The organism is Kosakonia pseudosacchari, assembly GCF_900184035.1.
Taxonomy (GTDB): Bacteria; Pseudomonadota; Gammaproteobacteria; order Enterobacterales; family Enterobacteriaceae; genus Kosakonia; species Kosakonia pseudosacchari.
In genome coordinates this window covers 396,867-422,835 of record NZ_FXWP01000025.1, presented here as the reverse complement: position 1 = coordinate 422,835, position 25,969 = coordinate 396,867, and the positions used below count along the sequence as shown (strand labels likewise).

Below are 25,969 nucleotides of genomic sequence, written 5' to 3'. Positions count from 1 at the left end.
TTGAGGAAACAGGCGCATTACACCGCCGCTGTGTATCGCGGCGGTGTCGGTGATGGCGGGTTTTGTCAGCCGGTGTTGCAGGCCTGAGAAAAGATACGCAGAGATACAAACTTAGCGCGGCAGTAACACGCAGACATCCAGCCCCCCTTCGGGGCGGTTGCTCAGATGCAGTTGCCCACCGAGTTGCGACACCAGTTGCTGGGCAATCGCCAGCCCCAGACCGGTGCCGCCGGTGCCGCGATTACGCGAGGTTTCCAGCCGGTAGAAAGGCTCCAGCACCGCTGCCAGCGCTTCGTCAGGAATGCCAGGGCCGTTATCAAGCACATGGATCGCCAGTTGCGTATCTGGCGTAAGTACAATATCGATCTCCGCTTTGCCGGCGAATTTCAGCGCGTTATCCAGCAGATTGGTTAATATGCGTCGCAGCGCCTGCACATCAATGTGCAGTGTGATATCCGGCGGGCAACGCAGCAGCGTCACCGGTTTGCCAACGTCGACATAATCACACACCAGGCTGTCAATAAACGGGTGCAGCGCCAGCCGCTGCGGTGTGAGCGGCGGCGCATCCTGCGTGCGGGCATAAGCGATCCCTTCGCGCACCAGCCGGGACATTTCGTCCAGATCCGCCAGCAGTTTGTCGCGCAGCGCTTCATCGGCAGCCATTTCACTGCGCAACCGCATCCGGGTGATCGGCGTTTGCAGGTCGTGCGAAATCGCGGCGAGGATCTGCGCGCGCGAATTCAGGTGGTGAGCAATACGTGCCTGCATCGCGTTGAAAGCACGCACCGCGTGCTGCACCTCCGTTGGGCCGCTCTCTTCCATCACCGGCGGCGGTTCGGGCGACGGGGTGAGCGCATCAAGCGCGCGGGTAAAGCGGGTCAGCGGCTTCACCGCCAGACGTACCGCCAGCCAGCAGCAGATAAGCAACAGCAGCAGTTGTGCGGCCAGCACCGCAGGCAGCCAACGGGCGATGGGCGTCGGACGCGGGGTGATATCAATGGTCAGCGGCGCGCCATCATGCAGGCGCAAATGCGCCTGCAAATGTTCCTGCGAGCCAGAGATGGCATTGATTTTCAGGGCATATTGGCTGCCCAGCGCCTGTTCAAGCGAACGCGCGGTATCTTTCGAACGCCAGCTGGTGGGATAGCGCCCGCTTTCGCCTGCGCTCAGCAAGTAGCGATAGTTACCGCGATCGATACGCGCCAGCCACGCAGGGCGCTCACTGGCGGGCAAGCGGTCGAGGATCGCCACGCTGGTCGCCACATCGTATTCAAGATTGCCCAGCATCACCGAACGCGCGGTACTGATACGTTCATACAGTAGCAGGCTAAGGGTTAACGCGTTCGCCAGCAGCAACCCCACCAGCACAATCACCACTAAACGTGACAGCAGCGAGCGCGGCCACAGCCTCATTCCCGCGCCTCTGTAATCACCACCGGCATTGAGAAAACATAGCCTTCGCTGCGCACGGTTTTGATATAAGCCGGTTCACGCGCGTCGTCGTTCAGACGCTGGCGCAGACGGCTCACCAGCAGATCAATAGATCGTTCGAAAAGCTCCGCGTCGCGCCCCTGAGTAAGGTTCAGAAGCTGGTCGCGGTTGAGTACGCGCTGAGGGTGATCGAGAAATACGCGCATCAGGCGATACTCCGCGCCGCTCAGCGCCACTACGGTACCCTGCGCATCCACCAGATGGCGCGCCGAGGTGTCAAGCTGCCAGTCGCCAAACGCCAGGCAGCGCCCTGCTTCGGTAATTTGCAGGTTCGGCGGCAACATGCGCGTACGGCGCAAAATGGCTTTAATACGCGCCAGCAGTTCGCGGGCAACAAAGGGTTTGACCAGGTAGTCATCCGCCCCCATCTCCAGACCGACAATGCGATCGGTATCTTCGCTGCGCGCGGTCAGCATCAGCACCGGCACGTTTTTATGCGCACTGCTGCGCAGCTCGCGGCACAGCGTCAGCCCGTCCGTGCAGGGCATCATGATATCCAGCACAATCAAATCCACTGGCGTGGTTTCGAGCAACTGGCGCATCTGTTTGCCATTGGCGGCAACGCTTGCGCGCAGGCCGGATCGGGTCAGGTAATCAGCAAGCAGCGTGCGAATTTCCCGATCATCATCAACAACCAAAATATGGTCAATATGTTCCATCCAAAAAGCCCTGGCGGCGGGTAACGGTAAAATGAGTGTATCCTGGTTACGCACGGCCCGGGCGTTGGCTTTGTATCACACTGTACAGCGCTTAATAGACATCGCGCTGGTAGCGATTTTCCCGCGCCATTGCCGCCAGCCAGGCGTTGGCCTCGTCAGCGCTCATGCCGCCAAAAGTTTGCGCCACCTGTTTTAAGGCGTTTTCGACATCTTTCGCCATCTGGCTCGCATCGCCGCAAACATAAAAGTGCGCCCCGGCGGCTAACCAGCGCCACAGTTCTTCGCCCTGCTCCAGCATGCGGTGCTGAACGTAGATTTTCTGCGCCTGATCGCGGGAAAACGCGCAGGTGAAACGCTGCAGAACGCCGTCGCGCTGCCAGGCCTCCAGCTCCTCACGGTAATAAAAATCCGTGGCCGCATGTTGCTCGCCAAAGAACAGCCAGTTATCCCCTCTCGCCCCCGAGGCCTCGCGCTCCTGCAGGAAACCGCGAAACGGCGCAATGCCGGTGCCAGCACCGACCATGATCGCTGCCGTGTTCGGGTCTGCTGGCAGGCGAAAATGTGGCGCAGGCTGAATAAAGATCGCCACGAGCCCGGCACGATCCGCCAGAAAGGTCGAACAGACGCCGCCGCGTTGCTTGCTGTCGCCATAACGCACGGTGGAGATTGTCAGTTCCACGCGCTGCGGGGAGACTCTCGGGCTGGAGGAGATGGAATAGAGCCGTGGCTGTAAGCGGCGCAGCGCGGAAAGCCACGGTTCCGCCGCCAGATGTACCGGGAAGCTCTGCAACAGATCGATGATCTGCCGCCCCCACAGCCACTGCGTAAGTTCGGTACTGTTTTCACTGGCGAGCAGATTATCCAGCGTTTCGCTTTGCGCATGGTCAGCCACCAGGCGCAGTATCTCCGGGGTGATCCGCGTAATGTCGAAACAGTCGCAGAGCGCAGCCTGCAATGACATCTCGCCCACGCCGCTCACCTGCACCACGCGTTGCCCGTCCAGCGCCAGCAGATCGAGAATTTCCGCCACCCGCTGCGGGCAGTTGCGCGGCCAGACGCCGAGCGCATCGCCCACTTCGTAGTGCAGACCGCTCCCCTGCAGATCAAAGGCGAACTGACGGATCTCTTTTTCCGCCCCCGGCGCGCTCAGCAGTTGGTTGGTGACCAGCGGCACGCTAACAGGAGCGTGGCGGCTGAAACCAGCTTTTGCCGTGAGTTGCGCCGCGCGTTGCGACGGCGCGCCGAGGCGCAGAATGTCAGTGTGGATCGCCGTCAGCCACTGCTGCGCCGCATCAATATCCCCCGCGTCGCACGTCTGGCACGCCAGCAGCCGCTGTGCGCCCAGTGCGTCCAGCCGGGCATCCAGGTTGCGGCCAAAACCGCAAAACTGCGCGTAACTGGCATCGCCAAATGCCAGCACCGAAAATGCCGTCCCGCTCAGCGCAGGCGCGTTTTCAGCGCTTAACGCCGCCCACAACGCCGCGCCATTCGCGGGCGGATCGCCATCGCCAAAGGTGCTGGCGAGCAGTAACACGCGCGGCGCGGCGGCAATATCGCTCATGCTAACGTTATCCATGGCGCGCAGTTTTACCGCCAGCCCGGCATGCAGAAGCTGTTCGGCGCAGCGGCGGGCAAACGCCTGCGCATTGCCGGTGGTGGAGGCCCACAGCACCAGCACTAACCCGCAGTCCACATCCGTTGCGGGTGCCGCGGCGGGCGCGGGCTGCTGCTCGCTGCGCACCAGCGCAATGGCGCAGTGTTTCAGCTCGGGTTGCAGCGAAACCGGATCCAGCGCATCGCTGGTCAGGGCGTTAATCGCCAGATTGTCGCCAAACCGATCGTTCCAGTGAAAGGGCGCAAAACTGTTGCCGGGCCGTACACGGTCAGTCACCACCGCAGGCAGCCGCGCCATACCGCGCCGCGAGCGGATATCCACCCAGTCCCCCTCGCTTATCGCCAGGCGTTGTGCGTCCACAGGGGAGATTTCGATAAACGGGCCGGGGTTGAGCGTATTAAGTAGCGGGATTTTGCCGGTCTTGGTGAGCGTGTGCCACTGATGCTGCACGCGCCCGGTGTTGAGCACCAGCGGGTAGTCGTCATCCGGCATTTCCGCAGGCGCGAGATCCGGGCGGGCAAAAAATTGTCCCTTGCCGCTGGCGGTAGCAAAACGTACGCGCCCGTTATCCTGCAAATAGCGAATGGGGTGACGCGTTTGATCATCATCCGGCGGGCAGGGCCACTGTAACGGCGTCTGGCGCAGCCGCGCGTAGCTCGCGCCGCGAATGTCGTAGCCGGTTGCCGAGTTGTGAGCAGTGCGGATTTCGTCAAATATCTCGGCGGCGCTGGCGTAGTGAAACCCCTCGGCGTAGCCCATTTCGCACGCCACTCTGGCGATAATTTGCCAGTCGGCAAGCGCATCGCCCGGCGGGGAGACGGCCTGCTGCATCAGTGTCATGGTGCGCTCGGAGTTGACCATCACCCCTTCAGCTTCCGCCCACAACGCGCCCGGCAGCAGGATATCGGCATAGCGGTTGGTTTCGGTATCCAGAAACGCATCCTGCGCAATCACCAGCTCGGCGCGTTCCAGCCCGGCAATCACTTTTTTGCGGTTTGGCACAGTAGCGACCGGGTTGGTGCAGATTATCCAGCAGGCTTTGATCTCGCCCGCGCTCATCGCCTCAAACAGCGCGACCGTACCGCCGCCGACCTCGTCGCGCAGCGTACCTGGCGGGCGTTGCCACAGGTGTTCGACGAAAGCGCGGTCTTCTGCCGCCAGCACCGTTCGCTGGCCCGGCAACCCGCCGCCCATGTAGCCCATTTCCCGCCCGCCCATCGCGTTTGGCTGGCCGGTAAGCGAAAACGGCCCGCTGCCGGGACGGCAAATCGCGCCGGTCGCCAGGTGTAAATTACACAACGCGTTAGTGCTCCAGGTGCCGTGCGTGCTCTGGTTTAGCCCCATCGTCCAGCAGCTCATCCAGTTGCCTGCCTCGCCAATCCACTGCGCCGCCTGGCGAATATCGGCTTCACGCAGCCCGGTGCGCTCCGCCACCTGCTGCGGCGTATAGTCCAGCAGAAAATCCGGCATCGCCTGCCAGCCTTCGGTGTGTTGGGCAATAAAATCGTTATCCAGTTGACCGTTTTGCACCAAGAGTGCCAGCAAACCATTCAGTAAGGCGAGATCGGTGCCGGGTTTGATCTGCAAAAAGAGCGAGGCTTTCTCCGCCGTGGCGGTGCGGCGAGGATCAATGACAATCAGTTTCGCCCCGGCGTTAACGCGCTCCATCATGCGCAGGAACAGGATCGGGTGGCAGTCGGCCATGTTGGCGCCAGTCACCAAAAACAGATCGGCGTGGTCAAAGTCGTCATATGAACCCGGCGGCCCGTCAGCGCCGAGCGAGAGTTTGTAACCACTGGCGGCGCTGGCCATGCACAGACGCGAGTTGGACTCGATGTTGTTGGTGCCAATAAACCCTTTCGCCAGCTTGTTCGCCAGATATTGCGCTTCTAACGACATCTGGCCGGAGACATACAGCGCCAGCGCATCCGGGCCATGCTTATCGATAATGCCACGCAGTCGCCGCGCCGTTTCGCGGATGGCGTCATCCATCGCCGTACGCACCGGCTCATGCTGACGCGATGTGCGCAGCCAGGCACTCTCCAGACGGTCCGTCGCCGTTATCGCCTCCGCGCAGCTTTTACCTTTGGTACACAGCCGCCCCTGGTTGGTCGGATGGCTTTTATCGCCCTCCACACTGATGATGCGCTGGTTTTCCACCTGCATCACCAGCCCGCAGCCCACCCCGCAGTAGGGGCATACGCTTTTGATCTGCTCCATTTCGCCCCCGGGTTTGTTTAAGACGCTTCGGCAATGGCCGGAAACGCGTTTTGCGCGGCAGGCGTGTGCTGCACCCAGATTTGCCCGTGCAGGATTTTCACCGGCCAGACGCGCAGACGCAGCCCGGCATCGTCCAGGCTCTGCCCGTCGCGCAGGCGAAAGCGTTTTTTATACAGCGGGGAGATAACCATCGGCTCGCCGCCCGCATCGCCCACCAGCCCGCGTGCCAGCACATTCGCCTGGCTCCCCGGCTCGTGGTTTTCGAGTGCGAAAACCTGCGGCTCACTGCCAGCCAGGTGAAACAGGGCAATCTGCTGCTGACCAAGACGCGCCGCCATCCCGGCGTTGGCCGGAATATCGGCCAGTGCGGCAATCTGCTGCCACTCGCCATCCCCCGAATGCGAGTGGTTCTGCACCGGTGGTTTTTCCTGCGCGGTGGCCGGGCGGATCTGCCCACGCTCCGGCACCATCACCACCGCTTCATCGGGTTGATCGCTATTGAGGAAGCCCCGGAACAGCAGGCGGTTTTGCGGGTTATCAAGGGTGGTTTTCCACTCGCACTGATAGCTGTCGACCACCTGCTGCATGTCGCGCTCCAGTTCCGCGCCAATGTTGAGGCTGTCTTCCAGTACCACCTGTTTGAGGTAGTCCAGACCGCCTTCCATGTTATCCAGCCAGGTGCTGGTGCGTTGCAGGCGGTCGGCGGTACGGATATAGAACATCAACACCCGGTCGATGGTGCGGATCAGCGTTTCGCTGTCGAGATCGCTGGCAAACAGATCCGCGTGACGTGGCTTCATGCCGCCGTTGCCGCAGACATACAGGTTCCAGCCTTTATCGGTGGCAATCACGCCAATGTCTTTGCCCTGCGCTTCAGCGCATTCGCGGGTGCAACCGGAGACCGCCATTTTGATTTTGTGCGGTGAGCGCAGCCCCTTGTAACGGTTCTCCAGCGCGATAGCCATGCCGGTGGAGTCCTGCACACCGTAGCGGCACCAGGTGGAACCGACACAGGATTTCACCGTGCGCAGGGATTTGCCGTAAGCGTGGCCGGTTTCAAACCCGGCGGCGATAAGTTCCTCCCAAATGGCGGGCAACTGCTCAAGCCGCGCACCAAACAGATCCACCCGCTGCCCGCCGGTGATTTTGGTGTAGAGGTTATAGCGCTGTGCCACTTCGCCGATGGCGATAAGCCCCTGCGGGGTGATTTCGCCCGCCGGGATGCGCGGCACCACCGAGTAGGTGCCATCTTTTTGTATGTTGGCGAAGAAGCGATCGTTGGTGTCCTGCAATGGCAGGTGCTGCGGTTTAAGCAGGTAATCATTCCAGCACGAGGCGAGCATGGACCCGACCAGCGGTTTGCACACTTCGCAGCCGTGCCCCTGACCAAACTGCGCAATCAGCGCGTCAAACGTGCGGATATCGTGCAGGCGGATCAGGTGATACAGCTCCTGACGCGACCAGGCAAAATGCTCGCAGATATCTTTTTTCACCTCCACGCCAAGCTGTTGCAGCTCGTGCTCCATCACCTGTTTCAGCAGCGGCACGCAACCGCCGCAGCCGGTGCCCGCTTTGGTGCAGCTTTTCAGCGCCCCAAGCTCGCTGCAACCGCCCGCCACGGCCGCCGCGATATCGCCCTTGCTGACGTTATGACAGGAGCAGATTTGCGCGCTGGCAGCGAGCGCCGCCACGCCCAGCCCTTTTGGCGCGTCGCCGGAAAGCGCAGGCAGGATCAGCATTTGCGGCTGCGCGGGCAGCGGCATGTCGTTAAGCATCATTTGCAGCAGCAGGCTGTAATCGGCGCTATCACCAATCAGCACCGCGCCGAGCAGCCGTTTGCCATCAGCGGAGACAACGATTTTCTTGTAGATTTCGCGCGGGCCATCGGTCCACTGGTAACTCTGGCTGCCGGCGGTTTTGCCGTGCGCGTCGCCAATAGAAGCGACCTCAACGCCAAGCAATTTCAGTTTGGTGCTCATATCCGCGCCGGTAAACGGTGTGTCGCGGGCGGCAAGTTTATCCGCCACGCTACGCGCCATCTGGTAACCGGGCGCGACAAGGCCAAAAATCTGCCCGTTCCACAAGGCGCACTCGCCGATGGCGTAAATGGCCTCGTCGGAGGTCTGGCAATGATCATCAATCACAATGCCGCCGCGCGGCCCTTTTTGCAGCCCGGCGCTTTCCGCCAGTTCATCGCGCGGGCGAATACCCGCCGAAAACAGCAGCAGATCGGTTTCCAGAAAACTGCCGTCGGCAAAGCAGAGGCGGTGGCGCGCCTGCTCGCCGTCAATGATTTCCCGCGTCTCTTTGCGCGTATGTACCTGCACGCCCAGCGCTTCGATTTTGCGTTGCAGCATCATGGCGCCGCCTTCGTCGAGCTGCACCGCCATCAAACGCGGCGCAAACTCGACGACGTGGGTTTCCAGCCCCAACTGACGCAGAGCGTTGGCGGCCTCAAGCCCCAGCAAACCGCCGCCAATCACCACCCCGCGTTTCGCGTTCTTCGCCTGCGCGGCAATGGCGTCCAGATCGTCGAGCGTGCGATAGACCAGGCAACCGGGGCGCGTATTGCCGCTGATCGGCGGCACAAAAGCATACGAGCCGGTAGCGAGCACCAGCGTGTCGTAATGGGTTTCCACACCTTGCGCATCGCGCACGTAGCGTTGCTGGCTGTCGATGGCGACAATTTTGCTCGCGCAGTGCAGCGTAATGCCGTTGTTGGCAAAGAAACCATCATTTACCAGCGACAACGACTCGGCGCTGCGCCCGGCGAAATATTCCGAAAGATGCACGCGGTCATAAGCCGGTAGCCGTTCTTCGCCAAATACCACAATGTCGTAATGCTGGTGCAGTTCGCGCTCTACAAGCTGTTGCAAAAAGTAGTGGCTCACCATGCCGTGGCCGATCACCGCTAAAACGGGCTTTTTCATAACCTGAATCCTTAAAGGCAAAAGAGAAAGAGAGGTCAGGCCGCTTTGGGCTGTTTCTCATACAGGAAATGCAGCACTTGCTGGCGATAGCGCTGATACTGCGCGTCGTCGGCGAGTGAAACGCGCGAGCGCGGGCGCTCCAGCTCCACCGCCATCATTTCGCCAATGCTTGCCGCCGGGCCGTTGGTCATCATCAACACGCGGTCAGAGAGCAGCACCGCCTCATCCACGTCGTGGGTGATCAGCACAATGGTGGTGTGCAGACGCTGTTGGATCTCCATCACCGCATCCTGTAAATGGGCGCGGGTTAAGGCGTCGAGTGCGCCGAAAGGCTCATCCATCAGCAGTACGCTCGGTTTCATCGCCAGCGCGCGGGCGATGCCGACACGCTGCTTCATACCGCCAGAGATCTCGTGCGGACGCTTATTCCACGCGTGGGACATATGCACCAGATCGAGGTTGTGCATGATCCATTCATGCATCTCCGCTTTGCTCATCTCGCCGCGAAACACCTGGCGCACCGCGAGACCTACGTTGTCATACGCCGTCAGCCACGGCAGCAGCGAATGGTTCTGAAACACTACGCCGCGCTCCGGGCCTGGGCCGTCGATTTCGCGGTTGTTGCACAGCAGGCCGCCGCTGGTGGGCAGCGTCAGCCCGGCAATCAAATTCAGCAGTGTGGATTTGCCGCAGCCGGAGTGACCAATCAGGCTGAGGGTTTCGCCGGGGTGAATATCGAAGCTGACGTTATCAAGCGCCAGAAACTCACCGCTGCTGGTGTTAAAACGCTGGCTCACTTGCTGAACCTGGATAATCGGATTGGTACGCATCAGAGCCCCCTAGCGGTTGGTGTAGTTAAAACGGTTAGCAATCCACATCAGCGCCTGCTCCAGCAACAGGCCGACCACGCCAATCACCACAATGGCGATGATGATGTGTTCCACATTCAGGTTGTTCCACTCGTTCCAGATCCAGAAACCGATGCCGATACCGCCGGTCAGCATTTCTGCGGCCACAATCACCAGCCAGGCAATGCCAATCGATAACCGCATACCGGTGAGAATGCCGGGGAGTGCGGCGGGCAGCAGGATTTTGCGCATGATGGCGAACTCGGACAGTTTCAGAACCCGCGCGACATTCAGGTAATCCTGCGGGATCTGTCGCACACCTTCGGCGGTGTTGAGGATCATCGGCCAGATGGAGCAGATAAAAATCGTCCAGCTTGACGCCGGTTCCGCGCGCTGGAACAGCAGCAGACCAATAGGTAACCAGGCGAGCGGGCTGACCGGACGCAGCAGGGAGATAAGCGGGTTGAGCATGTTGGCGACAAAACGAAAGCGGCCAATCAAAAAACCGGTGGGAATACCGACCAGGGCGGCGAGGCCAAAACCGGTCGCCACGCGCTCTAATGAGGCCAGCACGTTCCAGCCAATGCCCTGATCGTTTGGCCCGGCGACATAAAACGGGTCGGCGAAAATCTCCAGCGCCGCCAGCCATGTTTGCCACGGTGTGGGAAAGTTTTTGCTGTTCAGCGCCGCCACCTGCCACAGGCAGAGCAGCAGACCGATACCGAGCAGCGCAGGCACCACGCGCTGCATCAGCGGGCGTAACAGCGACGGGCGGCGACGCACGCGCACTTTGGCGGGCAGCGTCACGATCTCTGCCTGTTGTGGGGTTTTCGCCACCTCGTCGAGCGGAATAGGGATAACTTGCGCCTGGTTTTTCATTAGCGACCTCTCATTTTTTTACGCTAAAGCCGTTGGCGTAGGCGGCAGGGTTACTGCCGTCCCAGCGAACGCCATCCATCAACACGCTGCTGCGCATATCGCTACCCGGCAGCGGAACATTGCCCACGCTGGCGGCGGCCTGTTTGTAGATATCAATGCGGTTCACCTGGCGGGCGATGGCGAGGTAGTCCGGATCGCTGTCGAGCAGCCCCCAGCGTTTGTGCTGGGTGAGAAACCACATGCCATCGGAGAGCCACGGGTAGTTGACCGAGCCATCGCGGAAGAAGCGCATCGCGTGCTGATCTTTCCAGCTTTTGCCAATGCCGTTGTCGTACTGGCCGAGCATGCGACCAATGATGGTCTCTTCTTTGGTGTTGAGATAAGCGCGTCCGGCGATCACTTTTGCCGTTTCACGGCGGTTATCGTCCGAGGCGTCGATCCAGCGCGAGGCCTCCAGAATCGCGGCGGTCAGCGCGCGGGCGCTGTTGGGGTTCTTCTCCACCCAATCGGCGCGCGTACCGAGCACTTTTTCCGGGTGATCCGGCCAGATATCCTGGCTGGTCGCGGCGGTAAAACCGATGCCATCGCTGATGGCGCGCTGGTTCCAGGGCTCGCCAACGCAGTAGCCAACCATGTTGCCAATTTTCATGTTCATCACCATTTGCGGCGGCGGCACCACCACGCTGCGGATGTCGTTGAGTGGGTTAATGCCCGCGCTCGCCAGCCAGTAGTTGAGCCACATGGCGTGAGTGCCGGTCGGGAAGGTTTGCGCAAAGGTGTACGTGCCCGCAGGGCTGGCGGCGAGATGCTTTGCCAGCGCAGGTAAATCCGTGACGCCCGCCTCGTGCAGTGCGTTTGCCAGCGTGATCCCCTGCCCGTTCTGGTTGAGAGTCATCAGCGCCGCCATATTGGTTTGCGGCCCGGAAAGCCCCATCTGCAGACCGTAAAGCTGGCCATAGAGAATGTGCGAGGCGTTCAGCTCGCCAGAAAGCAGTTTGTCGCGCACCGATGCCCAGTTGGCCTCTTTGCTCGGCAAAATGGTGATGCCATATTTTTTGTCGAAACCTTTAACCGCCGCCATCACCACCGAGGCGCAATCGGTGAGCGGAATAAAGCCCACGCGGATCTCTTTAAGCTCCGGAGCGTCAGAACCGGCAGCCCAGGCACGGTTGATGACACCCGGGACCAGCAGGCTGCCGCCCAGCACCGCGCTGCCCAGTAAAAACTGACGGCGGGAAACCGTCATACCTTTCGTGTTGTTCTCACTCATGCCACCCTCGCGCTGCTCACCGTTGTGGGATGCAAAAAAAAACGGCGCCCATAAGCCCGTGCAAAGCTGCACGCTTATGGACGCCGTTGTCCGCTTAACGCTAAACCGACCGCCATTGGCCGGGTGCGCGTTGTGATTTTTTTCTACCTGAGAAGGTTAAAGCAAAGGCTATGCCAGGATCGAAAACCGCAGTTTTCGCGGCATAGTGCCGCTAACAACTCAACGCGGCGCACTGCGGAAGGGCAGATTTTGCACAGGCAATGTGCAGCTACTCCTTAAGGGTTAGCCTGAAAAACATCGGCTACCGCCAGCATGGCGCTGGCGATTTCAATCAGCTTTTTATTCTGGTTCATCGCCATGCGGCGCAGGGTTTTGTAGGCCTCCTCTTCGCTGATTTGCCGGTGCTGCATCAACATGCTTTTCGCGCGCTCAATCTGTTTGCGCTCGTTGAGCGTTTCGCGCAGCGCCGCAAGCTCAGTGTCCAGCGCCTGCAAGCGCCGCGACTGCTGCTGCACCAGCACCAGCAGTGAACGGCCAAGCTGCGGGCGAACACCGCCGCTCTCCAGCCAGCCGTGCGCATCGCTAAAGACCGAGTAACTGCTCTCTTCGCTTTCGTATGCGGGCATCAGGCTTTCGATATCGGCGAGTTGCTCATTATTCGCCTGCTCGGTGGCGGCAATGCGTGCGCGGCAGTGCGCCATCAGCGTTTGCGCCAGCGCATCCTCCAGCGTTTTCATCTCGTCAATGCGCTGCGTGGCAAGGGCAAACCAGCGCAGGCAACTGTCGGTTTCGTATAACTCACGCCCGGTGCAGGCAATGCGCCGCAGGCGTTCAAACTGGCTGTCGGCCGCCATCTGCTGCCAGCGCAGGCGGTGTTCATCATCGGCAAAATCGGCGAAGGTGGCGAAACAGCGCTCCTGGCGTTCAATCAGGCTGAGCAATTTCTGCTGCGTCTCTTCGCTGAAGGTGCCAGCGGCAAAGGCCGCCGCGCCGGTCGCCCGCTCCTGGCCTGCGTACTCTTTGCCCTGCATAAAGCTGAACATGGCGATTAAGTGCCGGGAGATGGCCGGTTCGGCGGCGGTGTCAGACAGCTCAAACACCAGCGACAGCAGGTGGCGGATGATGTCGTTAAAGAAGCTCATCGCCTGCGGTAAACGCAGCGTGCGCTGGCGGATTTGCAGGCGTAACGCAGGTAACACACTCAGGGCGTACACCACGCTCGCGACGTGGCTGAACAGGCGGCTGGCCTGCGGCAGCGCGGCAATTTGCTGCTCCAGCGTGTCGAGCTGCGCCATCAGCGGTGCTTGTGCCTGCGCCACCTCTTGTTCGCGCAGCATCAGCTCATCAGCAAATTGCCCTTTGCTTGAGCAGAGGAACATATTGGAGGTTCCCCGCTCGCGTTGCAGCATGTGTACCAGTTGGCTGATCTTGCCCACCAGCTCGCCGCTTTGCAGCAGATAACGCAGGCTGTTGAGCTCACACTGGCGCGAGGCGAGCAGGAAACGGATGGTGGTCGATGAATTGGCTATCATGCGTATGCTCCAGGGAAGTCCAGCTTCCCTGATGCAAGGCGCGCGCCAGGTAGAACCGCGTTAGCCGCGCGGCAGTGTCGCCCGAACCATGGCGATGATGACCGCACAAAGCTCCTCTTTCGCCTGCGACTCGCTGATAGCACCCTGCACCGCTGCCCAGGAGAGCCCTTCGGCGGCTCCCAGCATGGCCCACAGCGGCGCATCACGCAGCGGTTCGCCGCAAAATGGCGCGAACAGCGCGCGGCATTTACCAATGAAATCGACGGCGTATTCGCGGCGGATAGTCTCCAGTTCCGGCGTACCGGCGAGCGCCGCCAGTAAACTTGGCATTTCGCGCCCCTGAAACAACACGCACTCAATATACGCGGTGGCGATAACCGTGGCGCGCGCGGCGAGTTCCGGCGCGGTCTTTGCCAGCGCGTCATCCATTTTGCGGTTCTGGCGTTGGTCATATTCGCGATACAGCGCCGCCAGCAGCCCGGAACGGCTGGTGAAATGATCGTACACCACCGGCTTTGTGACACCGGCTAAGTCCGCCAGATGGCCGAGCGTCAGCGCTTCGGTGCCCTCTTCACGAATAATGTGCCACGCGACATCGACAAGCTGCGAATAACGCTCTTCCCGCGACAAGCGCTGACGCACACGCGTTTCCGCCATGATGTTTCTCCCTTGACAGGCTTATATACTAAAAGTAACTTACTAATGGTAGGTTACTGTTCGTATATAAGACTACGTCCGTTAACGGCGGATGGCAATCGAGGAGGTTCAGATGCATGCGTTAATCGTGGTTTCTCACCCTTTAACAAGCTCGTTAACCCATCGCGCGGCGCAGGCGGTTGCGGCGGGAATAACGGGCGAAACGCCGGAAAACAGCGTGGAGTTTGCCGATCTTGCTCAAGAAGGTTTTAATCCCCTGTTTTCTGCAGCCGATCACGCTGCTTTCAGTGAAGGCGCGCCGCTGCCTGCCGATGTGCTGGCCGAGCAGGCGCGCATTGCGAGAGCCGATGCGCTGGTACTGGTATTTCCCATTTACTGGTGGACGATGCCGGGTCTGTTAAAAGGCTGGATTGATCGGGTCTTTTCTAACGGCTGGGCCTATGAAGAGGGCGCAAACGGCAAGGTGTCCGGCAAACTGGGGCATTTGCCTGTGCATCTGCTTGCGCTCGGCGGTTCAGATATGAAAACGTTTGAAAAACATGGTTATGCGCAAGCGTGGAACACGCAAATCGCCCATGGGATTTTTGATTATTGTGGTGCGCCGGTCCGCACCAACGCCACGCTGATGCTGCCTGATTTCGGCACGCCGGAGGCGTTATTAAGTGAGGCACAAAAAATTGGCGAGCGAATATTTACTCACCAGCAATAAACCGCTCACTGAATACGTGAGAACCCGCCACGCAGGCGGGTTTTCATGCTCATTATTGTTCGCGCGGAAAACAGTAACGCCAGACATTGTTTGCATTTCACCGAATTTAAACAAAATATTCATGCCGGTGCGCTTTAATAGCGGTTATTTCACTTTTTATCAGGCCGAACAAAGGCAGAAAAAAAGACCAATGGCGAAACTATCGCCACCGGCAATTATTTCCTGCCATCGCTATTTTGTCGCCGCTTATTGGCCGGAAAAGTAGCGACGACGCAGGGCGCGATCGCTACCGGCGACAAAATAGCCGGATGCGGCATCAATCCACTGTGTGGTTTCGTACAGATATTTTGGCGACACCGCGCCCGCAACGATGCGCTGTTGCGAACGCGCCACCGATTCGCGAAACGCGTAGTGGGTAAAGAGGCGCATAAACTCACCAAGATAAACGTCCGCCACGGCGGCGTTGCCCTTGATTATCAACATGTTTTCATCATTGGTGTCGGTGGACGCGGCGGAGAAGTTTGCCGACCCAACTATCACAATCGGCTCCGGGCCAAGCGGGTCGATCAGCAAATATTTGGTGTGAATGTAAGTAACGTGCGTCTCTTCAACCGGGCTTTCGATCTCTTTCAGCCAGCGGTCAAAGGCGTTCAGCACCAGATTCTGCCCAACGGCGATGGTGACATTAGGATGTTTGCGGATACGGTCAATTTCCGCCGCTTGTTGCTTGTACTGGCTGCCGGAACCTTTTTTCTCCAGCAGGGCGAAGCGCAACACCTCATCGGTGCGATCCCAGGCGGGAACAAACAGTTTGTTCATGCCGAAAGCGAAGGTGCCGAAAAGCGCCCGTTGCGCGCCCGCCGCCAGTTGGGCGTACCACTCCAGCGCGGTGAGCGAAGTGCGCGGCGAAAAGACGGTGCTGACTTCATCCCGCCAGGGAACCGGCGGCGCAGCGGTGATCGTTTCGACTTTTTTCGCCGTTGGCGAGCGGGTTAAATCCTGCAACAGCAATTGCCAGTAGGTTTCATACTGCTCAGCCACGCGCGGATCGCGAACGATATGGGCATTATTCGAGTGACCAAAAATGCCGTTTTCGCTGAGATTAGTGGAGCCGGTCCACACCTGCTGCGATACACCGTTGCGCCGGAAAACAAAGAATTTGTTATGCATATAACGCCCGGAGTGTTCGCGGGCATGCGTCAGCGCCTCGATGCCGCTGTGCGCCAGATGTTTTTCATTGGACTCGCGCTGCGAGTCGCCATCGTAAATCACGCTCACGGTTGCGCCGCGCGCGGCGGCGCTTTTTAACGCTTCATAGATACGGCTGTTTTTGAATTCAAAAATGGCACCGTGCAGCTCATCACCTTTATCCGCCTGGCCGATAAACCGTTCCAGCCCTTCCAGCAGGCCGCGCGACAGCCACTTCCAGGCTGCATCGCCAATCTCCACCGGGCTGGCATTGTGAAAGCGGCGGGCATACTCCTGAGAGGCGATCGCCCCACGGTTGAAGAAGATCGCGTGCTCGCCGTTATCCACCGGCTCGGTTAATAGCGAAAGTTCCACCGCATCGCCCGGCGTTAACGCCCCGGCAGGCCCGCGCATGGCGACAATCCTGTAGCGATATTCAGCGTTGGGCGCAACGCTGTAATCAGACCATTGAAAGGTCTGGAAGGGGTGTCTGAACGAGGAGACCGGCACGCCCGGCGCAGGCGTCGGCTCGACGCTGGCGAAAGTTTTCATGCCGCTTAACCAGATAACTTCCCCGTCGCTTTTTCGTGTGCGCTGAATGGCGAAACCGAGAATATTACCGGCGAGGATGTGCTGTTCTGGCATATCCCAGCCCAGCAACACTACATAGCTGCCCGCCACCGCTAACGCCGTTAACTCACCTTGCTGCCCGCTAACACGCATGGTTTCCCCTCCACTGAGTCAGAGACTCACATTACCGCGACACGCCGTAGGAAAGTATAAACCGGATGTATGAAGTAACGGTGATGTCGCCAGCCTCAGTCGTGCTTTGCGGGAAAGGTGATTTTTTTCGAATAGAAATCGCTATTGCGACGTTAACTCACTACTCACGCTACCGAAGGAACTTCACATGATAACGCTCGCCCCGCTGTTGCTGTCGCTATTTTTGCTGCCTGCCGCGCAGGTTTTTGCCGCCGGAGACGATAATAGCAACAGTAAAACGCCAGACTGCCCGAGCGGGCAGGTTTATGACAGCACGCTCAAACAGTGTGTGGCGGAAAAAAGCAGCCGCCTCAGTGACGACGATAAAACCCGTTATGCTTACCATCTGGCGAAAAAGGGGGAGTATCAGGCGGCGCTGAATCTGCTGGATACGCTGAAAAACGCCAATACCGCCGAAGCCTGGAACTACCGGGGTTACGCCACACGCAAACTGGGTCGCACCGATGAAGGCATTGGCTATTATCAGCGTTCGCTGGCGCTCAACCCGCAGTATGCGAAAGTGCGTGAATATCTCGGTGAAGCGTGGCTGGTGAAAGGCCGCCCGGATCTGGCAAAAGAGCAACTGAAGACCATCGCCACGCTGTGCGGCGTGCAATGCGAGGAGTATCGCGATTTGCAGGCGGCGATTAATGGTCACCCTGAATCCTGACTACCGCTGCGAGGAGCGCAAAATCACCACCAGTGACGTTCGCCAGCAACTTGCTGCACATCTGACACGCCTGTGGCGCTACGGGCTGGTTCTGTCGCGCAACCGCGAGGTTGCCGAAGAACTGGTGCAGTCGACCTGCGTTCGCGCGCTTGAAAAGAGCGCGCAATTTACCCCCGGCACGCGCATAGACAGCTGGCTGTTCGCCATACTGCACTCGATCTGGATCTCTGATTTGCGCGCCCGTCGCGTGCGGGTGGGGCAAGGCTTTGTGGAGAGCGACGAACTGCTGGCGGCGGATACCCACGCCCAGCATGACGCGCGACGGCATTACGCGAAAATTATGCAGCACGTCAGCGCGCTGCCGGAGGCGCAGCGCAATACCGTATTTCTGGTTTATGTCGAAGGTTTTACCTATCAGGAAGCGGCAGACACGCTCGCCGTGCCGATTGGCACCATCATGAGCCGGCTGGCGAGCGCACGCGCGACGCTGGCGAAAAAAGCCACTATGCCGGCCAAAGCCGAGGAGAAACGCTCGTGAAACCCAGCATATTTACACCGCCCTACCAGGATGACGCGATTGTCGCCTGGCTCGATGGCGAGATGAGCGAAGCGGATGCGCAACAATTTGAGAGCCAGCTTGCACAAGACGACCAGCTCGCCAGCCGTACCGGGGCGCTAAAACAGGATCGGGCGGATTTCGCCGAAGCGTTCGCACCGCTGCTAAATGCCGCCCCCGAAGCGCGAATGCAGGCGCGATTAAACGCGCTGCTGGCTTCGCCCCGCCCTTCCGCGGGCGTTAGCCGCCGTTCGCTGATTGCCGCATCGCTCAGTTTTTTAGTTATCGGCAGCGGATTAGGCTACTTCGCAAAACCCCTGCCGGCAGCGCGTGATGAGAGTGAGAAAATCCGCGATCTTGAAGCGCAATACATGTCGCTGTATAGCGCGGAAACGCTGCTGGATGCAGACAGCTCGCCCATTGCTTTGCAGCGCGGGCTGGCGCGCACGGCGCAGGATATTGGCTTAAACGTGAAGGTGGCGCAGCTTGCCCTGACCGGCGCAGAACTCAAAATGGTGCGCATGCTGCGCTATGACAGCACCTCGATTGCGCAAATCGCCTGGATGGATGCGGAATATGGCCCGATGGCGCTGTGTATTTCGCCTGAACGACATACTGAAACGCGCGCCTTAACGCCTGAAAATCGCCACGATATGCACCTCGTCTGGTGGCATCAGCGCGGCTATCAATTTGTGCTGATAGGCCGAAATCCGCCGCCGCAATTGTCACAACACGCGCAGGCGCTGCAGACCGCGCTGTCATAAATCCTGCCCGCCACGGCTTACGCTGGCTGGCGGGCTTGCGCATGGATTTCAATATTTATCGTTACCGTGTCGTCCACCAGCATGGCGAACTTATCCATGTTAAATGCCGAACGGGAGATAGCGGTGGTGGCATGCAGCGAAAGTAGCCCCGAATCCTCCCTGCCCTGTTTTTGCAGCGTGGCGTCGAGGATCACCGGGCGGCGAACATTTTTTACCGCCAGCGAACCAAAAACCCGGAAATGGCCGTCGCCTAAATCCACCACCCGGCTACTGCTAAAAGCGATGGTCGGATAGCGTTCCGCATCAAAGAACAGGCTGCTTTTTAGTTGGTAGGTCAACAGGCTGTTAGAGGCGATAAGTGTCGCAACAGGGATCGTCACGTTGATGCGATCCTCCCTCTCCTGTGCCGGATTCAGCGTTACGTCGCCACTTACGCCGTCAAGATGCGCCTGTGACACGCCGCCAAAGGCGTGCCAGGAGAGCGCAACCGTGGTTGCCGGCGTGGCGATGCGGTAGCTGAGCGGCATTGCCTGTGATCCCGGCGCGCTTAAAAGGCCAATCATCATGGCCGGAATGATGCGTTTCATAAATGGATTCTCCCGATTGCAGATACCCCGTAAACGCACCAGGCGGGAATTTTATTCGTTGTAACGTCTTTTGCTTACAAAATTGTCAGTTAACGGTCAGGCAATTGTTAGCGGCAACGCTTTATATTATTGGCGTCAGTTATGGGTACTCATCAGGGCCAGCGTCATGAAACTCCTTTTAATCGAAGATGAAGAGAAAATTTCGTCTTACATCAACACCGCACTTCGCGAGCAAGGTTACAACGTCGATGTCTGCGCCGACGGGCGCGAAGGGTTATTTCTGGCAACAGAGATGGATTACGACGCCATTATCCTTGATGTCATGCTGCCATCGATGGACGGGTATGCCGTCATCACCAGCCTGCGCAAGCTGAAACAGACGCCAGTGCTGATGCTTTCCGCGCGCGGTTCGCTTGATGAACGGGTAAAAGGGCTGCGGCTGGGCGCGGATGATTACCTGACCAAACCGTTTTCGCTGATTGAGCTGGTGGCGCGCATTCAGGCGCTGCTGCGCCGCCGACCAACCGATGGGCTCGATATTTCTCAGTTGCAGGTCCACAACCTGCAACTCGATCTGCTCGCGCGCAAAGTGTACCGCAACGGTATGCGCATCGACCTGACGCAAAAGGAGTTTGCCCTGCTAAGTCTGCTCGCCAGGCACCAGGGGGAAGTGCTGTCGAAAATGATGATTGCCGAGCAGGTCTGGGATATGAACTTTGAAAGCGACGCCAATATTGTCGAAGTCGCGATCAAACGTTTACGCGCCAAAATCGACTCCCCGTTTGAAGAGAAGCTGCTGCACACCGTGCGCGGCATGGGTTACATCCTTGAGTATCGCGACGACGATCCCGGCAAAATGAGTGCGTATGTTTAACCGTTCTATTTCCCGCAAACTGGCGCTGACGTTTGCGGTGGTCACCTTATGTATTGCCCTTGCCTATGCGCTTTGTCTGCGGGAGTCGCTGCGCGAATCGCTGAATAAACAGATGCATAACGAGTTGATGTTCCGCTACTCGCTGGTGGAGCCATTGATCGTTTCCAAGTTTAATCACCATGAACTGGATGAACTCAAAACCAAGCTGATGAGCCTGAGTAACTCGGAAGGCGGGCGCGTTCACTACTGGATTTTAAGCAGCGATCCGGCGCTGCAAGTCGGTGGCGAGCCGCCAAAAGAGATCGATCTTAATGCCCTTACCGATGGCTTCAGCCGCGTTAACCGGGACAAAACCGACCAGTGTCCGTTGTTTATTCTGACGAAAACTATTCGCTACCGCGATGGCGTGACGCCGTTGCATTTTGTGGTTTCTATCGACTCCACGCCGTATATGGGCACGCTGAATGAATTTACCCAGGTGCTGATTTTTATCACCACCATGGGTGTGCTGTTTGTGACCTTTTTAGGCTTTGTCATCTCCCGCCAGGGGATGCAGCCGGTGGAACTCCTCAGCCAGCAGGCGCGTGAACTGGCGCCGGGGATTGACGGTCAGCGGCTGGATGCCACCGCGCTGCCGCAGGAGTTGCAGGGCCTGGCGGAAGCCTTTAACGGCGTGCTCGCCCGTCAGCAAACCGCATGGCGACAACTGGAAAGTTTTAACGCCGATGTGGCGCACGAGTTGAGAACGCCGCTCTCAAGCATTCTCGGCCAGACGCAATTAGCCCTTTCGCGCAAGCGCAGCCATGAGGAACTCGAAGCCTGCCTCGAATCAAATCTTGAGGAGGTGAACCGCATGACGTCGATCGTCAACGACATGCTGTTCTTGTCCCATGCGCAAACCGGTAAGCATCCGGCGCAGCTTTCGGAAGTATCGCTGCGTGAGGAAGCGTTAAAAACGGCCGAATATACCGAACCGTCGTTCACTGATCGCCATTTGCAGTTGCTGATCGAAGGTGATGTTCAGATCTGCGTCGACAGGCGGCTGTTTACCCGCTCACTCGCTAATTTGCTGGAAAACAGCGCCCGCTACGCCTATGAAAACAGCCAGGTTACGGTCACCTTAACCAGCAATGACCAGCATGCGATGGTGAGCGTTAAAAATTACGGCGATGCCATTGAAAGCCACCATCTGGAAAGATTGTTTGAGCGCTTTTACCGCGCCGATCACGCCAGAACGCAAAGCGATACCAACCACGGGCTTGGCCTGTCGATTGTCAAAGCAGTGGCGCAAATGCACGGTGGTGATGTCTTTGCCACCAGCCTGAACGGCGAAAATACCTTTGGCTTCACGCTGGCGCTTAAAAAATAGCGCCAGCCATTATCCCTGACAGCTTTGACAGAGTGGCGTCATTCGGCCGTCAGGGTTGCGCCAATATACTGCTCATGCCTACTCATTGGTTTTTTCTTATTCAAGGAACCGCGCATGAACAGCCACACAATTATTATCATTGCCCGTATCTTAATCACCCCGCTGTTTTTATATAGCGGTAGCGGGAAAATAATCAACTTCACCGATAACGTATTAAAAACGCCGTTTGGCGATATGCTTATTGGCAGACTGATGATCATTTTTGCCATTGCCATTGAGCTGGGTGGCAGCATTGCATTTATTATGGGTTATCGGGTTAAAGAAATATCACTGTTGTGGATCTTCTATATTTTGCTCACCAGTATTATGTTCCATCAATTCTGGGCGGCAAGCGGCCCCCAGCAAGCCGGGCAAGTGATTCAATTCACTAAAAACATGAGTATTTGCGCTGGTCTGCTCTGTTTCTACCTGCTGGCGCGCGAACAACGAAAATCATAGCCAGCAAAAAGGCGCCCTTCGCGGCGCCCTTTTCAATGTCTCAATAATTCACCCCGGTCTTTAGCGAATGAAAGATCGGGGTGAATTGCAATGCATTATTTATACAGAATCGCATTGCCATAAATATATTCATCGCCACCGGCGGAGATGATTTTATAGTATTTCGCGTTATCTTTTTCAGCGGCTTGCTGAACTTGCGCTTCGAGATCCGCGACCGTACCCGCTTTAGCAATTGAAATGGTGCCCATCGGCACCAGGCCGCTAGCGTCAGTGACGGGTTGCGCGGCAAACGCGCCGAAAGAGATGGCACTAAACAGTGTTGCAGCAAGCATAGTATTCATAATGGTTTTCATAATAAAGCTCCGCATAAAAGAGGTTTTACTCATCATGTTTCAACGTAAGCAATATTACGCAGCGCATGCTGACCAGCGGCTGACAGTTTAATAACAACTTTGTCAGACTGGCTTTATTTACAGGATTAGACATTTCTTTGAATAAAAGAAAAAATGGGCAATAATACTGGGTAAAAATATTTTTCAGCGATGGCGTGCATTAAAGAAAATAATTATCGATGTAGCAACGTGTAATAAAGTGTGAATGCGATAAGGCTTATCGCCGGAGTTTTCCGACAATCCCGGTAAAGCCAATATTCATCGCTATGCTTACTGAACGACGTTTTCATTCAGTATGGCAACGGTAATGCCGCTGATAACACATCACCACGGAGGTAACATGAAAATAGTAATGGTGCTGACATCCCACAGTGAACTGGGTAATACCGGTAAAAAAACCGGCTTCTGGCTTGAAGAGTTCGCCGCCCCTTATTACGTGTTCAAAGACGCAGGTGCAGAGGTTGTACTCGCTTCGCCCGCCGGTGGCCAGCCACCGCTGGATCCGAAAAGCGATCTGCCGGATTTTCAAACCGAACTGACCCACCGTTTTAAAGCCGATCCGGCAGCCCAGCAAGCGCTGGCTAACACCGTTAAACTCGATAGCATACGCGCCGCGGATTTTGATGCTCTCTTTTACCCCGGTGGCCACGGCCCGCTGTGGGATCTGGCGGAATCCGGCACGTCGATTGCGCTGATTGAAGCATTTGAACGTGCCGGTAAACCGGTGAGTTTTGTCTGCCACGCGCCGGGCGTGTTGCGTCATGTGAAAACCCCTTCCGGCGATCCGCTGGTAAAAGGCCGTAAAGTAACCGGCTTTACCAACGGCGAAGAAGCGGATGTTGAGCTGACCAACGTAGTGCCGTTTCTGGTTGAGGACGAATTGATAGCACTCGGCGCGAAGTATGCAAAAGGGCCAAACTGGGCACCGTTTGTCATCGAAGACGGGAAGCTCATCACCGGGCAAAACCCGGCCAGTTCCGAAGCCGTGGCGAAAGCCTTAGTCACCCTGCTGAGTTAATTCATGTTGCCGCCATTGCCAGCCGCGTGATGGCGGCGCCTCACCGCCTCTTTAAACGCGGCTGTGCAGCGCAAGTTGAGCCGTACTTATTCCCGCCTGACCCACCTCTTTAGCGATAAATTGCCCAAAATGTGAAGGTCCGCAAAGCACCAGGTCAACCAGAGACAATTTTGGAGCCTTATGAAATACCCGCACCGATAACCCTCCCGTATACTTGTTTCAACCGAAGAAAAAAGTCATTTAGGTTAAGCGCACCGCCAGCCGCAAGAGAGATAAACGAGTCAGGCTGGCGGATCATCGGACAATGAGGGTCGTTTTTATGGAAAAGAAACATATTTACCTGTTTTGTTCTGCGGGCATGTCGACGTCATTGCTGGTGTCGAAGATGCGTACCCAGGCGGAAAAATATGAAGTCCCGGTCATTATTGAAGCATTTCCTGAGACGCTCGCCAGTGAAAAAGGCCCGCAGGCCGATGTTGTTTTATTAGGTCCACAAATCGCCTGGATGTTACCGGATATCCAGCGTCTGCTTCCCAATAAGCCTGTCGAAGTGATCGACGCCTCGCTGTACGGCAAAGTCGATGGTTTAGGTGTTCTGAAGGCCGCCGTGGCGGCAATAAAAAAAGCCGCCGCCAATTAAACGTTTTGCGTTCGCTTATCACACAGTGATCCCACACATTCACCGCAATGTTGCATTGCGGTATTTAAGGGTATTTTTCTATGAGTAATGCCATTGCTTCACTTGAAAAGATACTGGTGCCTTTTGCGGTAAAAATCGGCAAACAGCCACATGTTAACGCCATTAAAAACGGCTTTATCCGCTTAATGCCATTGACCCTCGCCGGGGCGATGTTTGTCTTAATTAATAACGTGTTCCTGAGTTTTGGCGAAGGATCGTTTTTTTATTCGTTGGGTATTCGGCTGGATGCCTCGACCATTGAAACGCTGAACAGTTTTAAAGGCATCGGCGGCAATGTGTATAACGGTACGCTGGGCATTATGTCGCTGATGGCACCTTTTTTTATCGGCATGTCCCTTGCTGAAGAGCGCAAAGTAGATGCGCTGACCGCCGGGTTGTTATCAATAGCCGCTTTTATGACCGTCACCCCGTATAGCGTCGGTGAATCTTACGCCGTTGGCGCAAACTGGTTAGGCGGGGCGAATATTATTTCCGGGATTATTATTGGCCTGGCGGTGGCGGAAATGTTCACCTTTATTGTGCGCCGCAACTGGGTGATTACCCTGCCAGACAGCGTGCCGGCGTCAGTGGCGCGTTCGTTCTCCGCGCTGATCCCCGGTTTTATTATTCTGTCGATTATGGGGATTATCGCCTGGGCGCTGAATCACTACGGCACCAATTTCCATCAAATCATCATGGACACCATCTCCACGCCGCTGGCGTCGCTGGGCAGTGTGGTCGGCTGGGCATATGTACTGTTTGTGCCGCTGCTGTGGTTTTTCGGCATCCATGGTTCGCTGGCGCTGACCGCGCTGGATAGCGGCATCATGACGCCGTGGGCGCTGGAAAATATTTCTGTCTATCAACAATATGGCTCGGTTGAGGCGGCGCTGGCTGCGGGTAAAACGTTCCATGTCTGGGCGAAACCGATGCTCGACTCCTATATCTTCCTGGGGGGCAGCGGCGCAACGCTGGGGCTGATTATTGCCATCTTCCTCGCTTCACGCCGCGCGGATTACCGCCAGGTGGCGAAACTGGGGCTGCCTTCCGGCTTGTTCCAGATTAACGAACCGATTTTGTTCGGCCTGCCGATCATCATGAACCCGGTGATGTTTATCCCCTTCATTCTGGTGCAACCAATTCTTGCCGCCATTACGCTGCTGGCCTACTACACCGGCGTTATTCCACCGATTACCAACATTGCACCGTGGACAATGCCAACCGGCCTGGGCGCCTTCTTTAACACTAACGGCAGCATCGCCGCGCTGTTGCTCGCGCTGTTCAACTTAGGTATTGCAACGCTGGTTTACCTGCCGTTCGTGATGGTCGCCAACAAAGCGCAGAACGCCATTGAGCAGGAAGAGAGCGAAGAAGATATCGCTAATGCACTGAAATTCTGACCGAACCCGGCGGGTGGCCCCCGCCGGAAACCACGCGAGGAGCAACGATGTTCGATTTCGATACCGTGCAGGAGAGCACCACCTCAGCCGATGAGCTTGAAGAAGTGGTGATGGGCTTAATCATCAACGCGGGTCACGCGCGCAGCCTGGCGTACACCGCGCTGAAGCAGGCGAAACAGGGTGATTTTGACGGCGCAAAAGCGCTGATGGAACAATCAAAGCTGGCGCTCAACGAGGCACACCTGGTGCAGACTAAACTGATTGAAAGCGATCAGGGCGAAGGCCGGATGAAAGTGAGCCTGGTGCTGGTGCATGCGCAGGATCATCTGATGACGTCAATGCTGGCGCGCGAGCTGATAACGGAACTGATTGAGCTTCACGAAAAACGGAAATAACAAGGAG

The 25,969-nt window shown here is 57.5% G+C and carries 23 protein-coding genes; 11 read left to right on the top strand and 12 right to left on the bottom strand.

Features of this window, described 5'->3' with window-relative positions; translation table 11 throughout:
• Positions 1 to 111 precede the first annotated feature (111 nt).
• The 9 genes from BN2591_RS20560 to BN2591_RS20520 form a co-directional block, all read right to left on the bottom strand.
• Entirely contained in the window at positions 112 to 1,413 is a 1,302-nt protein-coding gene (locus BN2591_RS20560; protein ID WP_086873658.1) for an ATP-binding protein, read from the bottom strand.
• Positions 1,410 to 2,150 carry a response regulator gene (locus tag BN2591_RS20555; RefSeq protein ID WP_086873657.1) on the bottom strand — a complete coding sequence of 247 codons (741 nt, stop codon included), beginning with the start codon at positions 2,148 to 2,150 and terminating at the stop codon, positions 1,410 to 1,412. Before BN2591_RS20555 ends, BN2591_RS20560 begins: the two co-directional genes overlap by 4 nt.
• 91 nt (positions 2,151 to 2,241) lie before the next feature.
• Positions 2,242 to 5,985: a bifunctional nitrate reductase/sulfite reductase flavoprotein subunit alpha gene (locus tag BN2591_RS20550; protein WP_086873656.1), complete on the bottom strand. Its 3,744-nt coding sequence runs from the start codon at positions 5,983 to 5,985 to the stop codon at positions 2,242 to 2,244.
• A gap of 17 nt (positions 5,986 to 6,002) precedes the next feature.
• Positions 6,003 to 8,915, bottom strand: a complete 2,913-nt coding sequence (gene nirB, locus BN2591_RS20545) for a nitrite reductase large subunit NirB (RefSeq protein ID WP_086873655.1) — start codon at positions 8,913 to 8,915, stop codon at positions 6,003 to 6,005.
• Positions 8,916 to 8,950: 35 nt separating this feature from the next.
• Positions 8,951 to 9,745, bottom strand: coding sequence for an ABC transporter ATP-binding protein (locus tag BN2591_RS20540; RefSeq protein ID WP_065370199.1), 795 nt, complete (start codon positions 9,743 to 9,745; stop codon positions 8,951 to 8,953).
• A 9-nt stretch (positions 9,746 to 9,754) separates the two neighbouring features.
• Positions 9,755 to 10,642 carry a nitrate ABC transporter permease gene (gene ntrB / locus BN2591_RS20535; protein WP_086873654.1) on the bottom strand — a complete coding sequence of 296 codons (888 nt, stop codon included), beginning with the start codon at positions 10,640 to 10,642 and terminating at the stop codon, positions 9,755 to 9,757.
• A 10-nt stretch (positions 10,643 to 10,652) separates the two neighbouring features.
• Positions 10,653 to 11,912 (bottom strand): CmpA/NrtA family ABC transporter substrate-binding protein, encoded by a 1,260-nt coding sequence (locus BN2591_RS20530; protein WP_086873866.1) that lies wholly within the window; start codon positions 11,910 to 11,912, stop codon positions 10,653 to 10,655.
• Positions 11,913 to 12,187: 275 nt separating this feature from the next.
• Positions 12,188 to 13,444 (bottom strand): nitrate regulatory protein, encoded by a 1,257-nt coding sequence (locus BN2591_RS20525; protein WP_086873653.1) that lies wholly within the window; start codon positions 13,442 to 13,444, stop codon positions 12,188 to 12,190.
• Between the two features lie 60 nt (positions 13,445 to 13,504).
• Entirely contained in the window at positions 13,505 to 14,101 is a 597-nt protein-coding gene (locus BN2591_RS20520; protein ID WP_086873652.1) for a TetR/AcrR family transcriptional regulator, read from the bottom strand.
• Between the two features lie 112 nt (positions 14,102 to 14,213).
• Between BN2591_RS20520 and BN2591_RS20515 the strand changes: the two genes are divergently transcribed.
• Positions 14,214 to 14,810, top strand: coding sequence for an NAD(P)H-dependent oxidoreductase (locus tag BN2591_RS20515; RefSeq protein ID WP_086873651.1), 597 nt, complete (start codon positions 14,214 to 14,216; stop codon positions 14,808 to 14,810).
• A 246-nt stretch (positions 14,811 to 15,056) separates the two neighbouring features.
• Here the strand turns inward: BN2591_RS20515 and BN2591_RS20510 are convergent, their stop codons facing one another.
• Entirely contained in the window at positions 15,057 to 16,721 is a 1,665-nt protein-coding gene (locus BN2591_RS20510; protein WP_086873650.1) for a phospholipase D-like domain-containing protein, read from the bottom strand.
• Between the two features lie 187 nt (positions 16,722 to 16,908).
• Between BN2591_RS20510 and BN2591_RS20505 the strand changes: the two genes are divergently transcribed.
• Genes BN2591_RS20505 through BN2591_RS20495 form a run of 3 tightly spaced genes read left to right on the top strand, consistent with a single transcriptional unit; the run spans position 16,909 to position 18,750 of the window.
• The gene (locus tag BN2591_RS20505; protein ID WP_086873649.1) at positions 16,909 to 17,430 is read left to right on the top strand and encodes a tetratricopeptide repeat protein; all 522 of its coding nucleotides are present in this window, start codon (positions 16,909 to 16,911) and stop codon (positions 17,428 to 17,430) included.
• A complete protein-coding gene (locus tag BN2591_RS20500) occupies positions 17,411 to 17,968 on the top strand; it encodes a sigma-70 family RNA polymerase sigma factor (protein ID WP_086873648.1) in 558 nt (185 codons plus the stop codon). The genes BN2591_RS20505 and BN2591_RS20500 overlap by 20 nt, the downstream gene beginning before the upstream one ends.
• The gene (locus BN2591_RS20495) at positions 17,965 to 18,750 is read left to right on the top strand and encodes an anti-sigma factor family protein (RefSeq protein WP_086873647.1); all 786 of its coding nucleotides are present in this window, start codon (positions 17,965 to 17,967) and stop codon (positions 18,748 to 18,750) included. Before BN2591_RS20500 ends, BN2591_RS20495 begins: the two co-directional genes overlap by 4 nt.
• Positions 18,751 to 18,767: 17 nt before the next feature.
• On the opposite strand, the gene BN2591_RS20490 is transcribed toward BN2591_RS20495, so the two are convergent.
• Positions 18,768 to 19,337 carry a YceI family protein gene (locus BN2591_RS20490; RefSeq protein ID WP_086873646.1) on the bottom strand — a complete coding sequence of 190 codons (570 nt, stop codon included), beginning with the start codon at positions 19,335 to 19,337 and terminating at the stop codon, positions 18,768 to 18,770.
• Between the two features lie 166 nt (positions 19,338 to 19,503).
• On the opposite strand from BN2591_RS20490, the gene BN2591_RS20485 reads away from it, so the two are divergent.
• The 3 genes from BN2591_RS20485 to BN2591_RS20475 all read left to right on the top strand — a co-directional run bounded on the left by BN2591_RS20485 (position 19,504) and on the right by BN2591_RS20475 (position 22,078).
• A complete protein-coding gene (locus BN2591_RS20485; protein ID WP_086873645.1) occupies positions 19,504 to 20,211 on the top strand; it encodes a heavy metal response regulator transcription factor in 708 nt (235 codons plus the stop codon).
• The gene (locus tag BN2591_RS20480; RefSeq protein WP_086873644.1) at positions 20,204 to 21,580 is read left to right on the top strand and encodes a heavy metal sensor histidine kinase; all 1,377 of its coding nucleotides are present in this window, start codon (positions 20,204 to 20,206) and stop codon (positions 21,578 to 21,580) included. The genes BN2591_RS20485 and BN2591_RS20480 overlap by 8 nt, the downstream gene beginning before the upstream one ends.
• Positions 21,581 to 21,694: 114 nt before the next feature.
• The gene (locus BN2591_RS20475) at positions 21,695 to 22,078 is read left to right on the top strand and encodes a DoxX family protein (RefSeq protein ID WP_086873643.1); all 384 of its coding nucleotides are present in this window, start codon (positions 21,695 to 21,697) and stop codon (positions 22,076 to 22,078) included.
• A gap of 95 nt (positions 22,079 to 22,173) precedes the next feature.
• Here the strand turns inward: BN2591_RS20475 and BN2591_RS20470 are convergent, their stop codons facing one another.
• On the bottom strand, positions 22,174 to 22,431 hold the full coding sequence (locus tag BN2591_RS20470; RefSeq protein WP_086873642.1) for a YdgH/BhsA/McbA-like domain containing protein: 258 nt from the start codon (positions 22,429 to 22,431) through the stop codon (positions 22,174 to 22,176).
• A 379-nt stretch (positions 22,432 to 22,810) separates the two neighbouring features.
• Here BN2591_RS20470 and BN2591_RS20465 point away from each other — a divergent pair, with 379 nt between their 5' ends.
• From BN2591_RS20465 to chbA, 4 genes are all read left to right on the top strand, one after another.
• Positions 22,811 to 23,488, top strand: a complete 678-nt coding sequence (locus BN2591_RS20465) for a type 1 glutamine amidotransferase domain-containing protein (RefSeq protein WP_086873641.1) — start codon at positions 22,811 to 22,813, stop codon at positions 23,486 to 23,488.
• 319 nt (positions 23,489 to 23,807) lie between these two features.
• On the top strand, positions 23,808 to 24,128 hold the full coding sequence (locus BN2591_RS20460; RefSeq protein ID WP_017459242.1) for a PTS sugar transporter subunit IIB: 321 nt from the start codon (positions 23,808 to 23,810) through the stop codon (positions 24,126 to 24,128).
• An 80-nt stretch (positions 24,129 to 24,208) separates the two neighbouring features.
• The gene (gene chbC, locus BN2591_RS20455) at positions 24,209 to 25,567 is read left to right on the top strand and encodes a PTS N,N'-diacetylchitobiose transporter subunit IIC (RefSeq protein WP_086873640.1); all 1,359 of its coding nucleotides are present in this window, start codon (positions 24,209 to 24,211) and stop codon (positions 25,565 to 25,567) included.
• A gap of 47 nt (positions 25,568 to 25,614) precedes the next feature.
• Positions 25,615 to 25,962 carry a PTS N,N'-diacetylchitobiose transporter subunit IIA gene (chbA, locus tag BN2591_RS20450; protein WP_086873639.1) on the top strand — a complete coding sequence of 116 codons (348 nt, stop codon included), beginning with the start codon at positions 25,615 to 25,617 and terminating at the stop codon, positions 25,960 to 25,962.
• Positions 25,963 to 25,969: the final 7 nt, after the last annotated feature.

What these genes read in the sequence shown, in the direction of transcription:
- BN2591_RS20500 (WP_086873648.1), top strand. Translation starts at nt 17,411, where the DNA reads ATGGTCACCCTGAATCCTGACTACCGCTGCGAGGAGCGCAAAATCACC.
- BN2591_RS20550 (WP_086873656.1), bottom strand. Translation starts at nt 5,985, where the DNA reads ATGGAGCAGATCAAAAGCGTATGCCCCTACTGCGGGGTGGGCTGCGGG.
- chbA (WP_086873639.1), top strand. Translation starts at nt 25,615, where the DNA reads ATGTTCGATTTCGATACCGTGCAGGAGAGCACCACCTCAGCCGATGAG.
- BN2591_RS20505 (WP_086873649.1), top strand. Translation starts at nt 16,909, where the DNA reads ATGATAACGCTCGCCCCGCTGTTGCTGTCGCTATTTTTGCTGCCTGCC.
- BN2591_RS20555 (WP_086873657.1), bottom strand. Translation starts at nt 2,150, where the DNA reads ATGGAACATATTGACCATATTTTGGTTGTTGATGATGATCGGGAAATT.
- BN2591_RS20480 (WP_086873644.1), top strand. Translation starts at nt 20,204, where the DNA reads ATGTTTAACCGTTCTATTTCCCGCAAACTGGCGCTGACGTTTGCGGTG.
- BN2591_RS20485 (WP_086873645.1), top strand. Translation starts at nt 19,504, where the DNA reads ATGAAACTCCTTTTAATCGAAGATGAAGAGAAAATTTCGTCTTACATC.
- BN2591_RS20540 (WP_065370199.1), bottom strand. Translation starts at nt 9,745, where the DNA reads ATGCGTACCAATCCGATTATCCAGGTTCAGCAAGTGAGCCAGCGTTTT.
- BN2591_RS20465 (WP_086873641.1), top strand. Translation starts at nt 22,811, where the DNA reads ATGAAAATAGTAATGGTGCTGACATCCCACAGTGAACTGGGTAATACC.
- BN2591_RS20460 (WP_017459242.1), top strand. Translation starts at nt 23,808, where the DNA reads ATGGAAAAGAAACATATTTACCTGTTTTGTTCTGCGGGCATGTCGACG.
- nirB (WP_086873655.1), bottom strand. Translation starts at nt 8,915, where the DNA reads ATGAAAAAGCCCGTTTTAGCGGTGATCGGCCACGGCATGGTGAGCCAC.
- BN2591_RS20510 (WP_086873650.1), bottom strand. Translation starts at nt 16,721, where the DNA reads ATGCGTGTTAGCGGGCAGCAAGGTGAGTTAACGGCGTTAGCGGTGGCG.
- BN2591_RS20470 (WP_086873642.1), bottom strand. Translation starts at nt 22,431, where the DNA reads ATGAAAACCATTATGAATACTATGCTTGCTGCAACACTGTTTAGTGCC.
- BN2591_RS20520 (WP_086873652.1), bottom strand. Translation starts at nt 14,101, where the DNA reads ATGGCGGAAACGCGTGTGCGTCAGCGCTTGTCGCGGGAAGAGCGTTAT.
- BN2591_RS20475 (WP_086873643.1), top strand. Translation starts at nt 21,695, where the DNA reads ATGAACAGCCACACAATTATTATCATTGCCCGTATCTTAATCACCCCG.
- ntrB (WP_086873654.1), bottom strand. Translation starts at nt 10,642, where the DNA reads ATGAAAAACCAGGCGCAAGTTATCCCTATTCCGCTCGACGAGGTGGCG.
- BN2591_RS20515 (WP_086873651.1), top strand. Translation starts at nt 14,214, where the DNA reads ATGCATGCGTTAATCGTGGTTTCTCACCCTTTAACAAGCTCGTTAACC.
- BN2591_RS20530 (WP_086873866.1), bottom strand. Translation starts at nt 11,912, where the DNA reads ATGAGTGAGAACAACACGAAAGGTATGACGGTTTCCCGCCGTCAGTTT.
- BN2591_RS20490 (WP_086873646.1), bottom strand. Translation starts at nt 19,337, where the DNA reads ATGAAACGCATCATTCCGGCCATGATGATTGGCCTTTTAAGCGCGCCG.
- BN2591_RS20525 (WP_086873653.1), bottom strand. Translation starts at nt 13,444, where the DNA reads ATGATAGCCAATTCATCGACCACCATCCGTTTCCTGCTCGCCTCGCGC.
- chbC (WP_086873640.1), top strand. Translation starts at nt 24,209, where the DNA reads ATGAGTAATGCCATTGCTTCACTTGAAAAGATACTGGTGCCTTTTGCG.
- BN2591_RS20560 (WP_086873658.1), bottom strand. Translation starts at nt 1,413, where the DNA reads ATGAGGCTGTGGCCGCGCTCGCTGCTGTCACGTTTAGTGGTGATTGTG.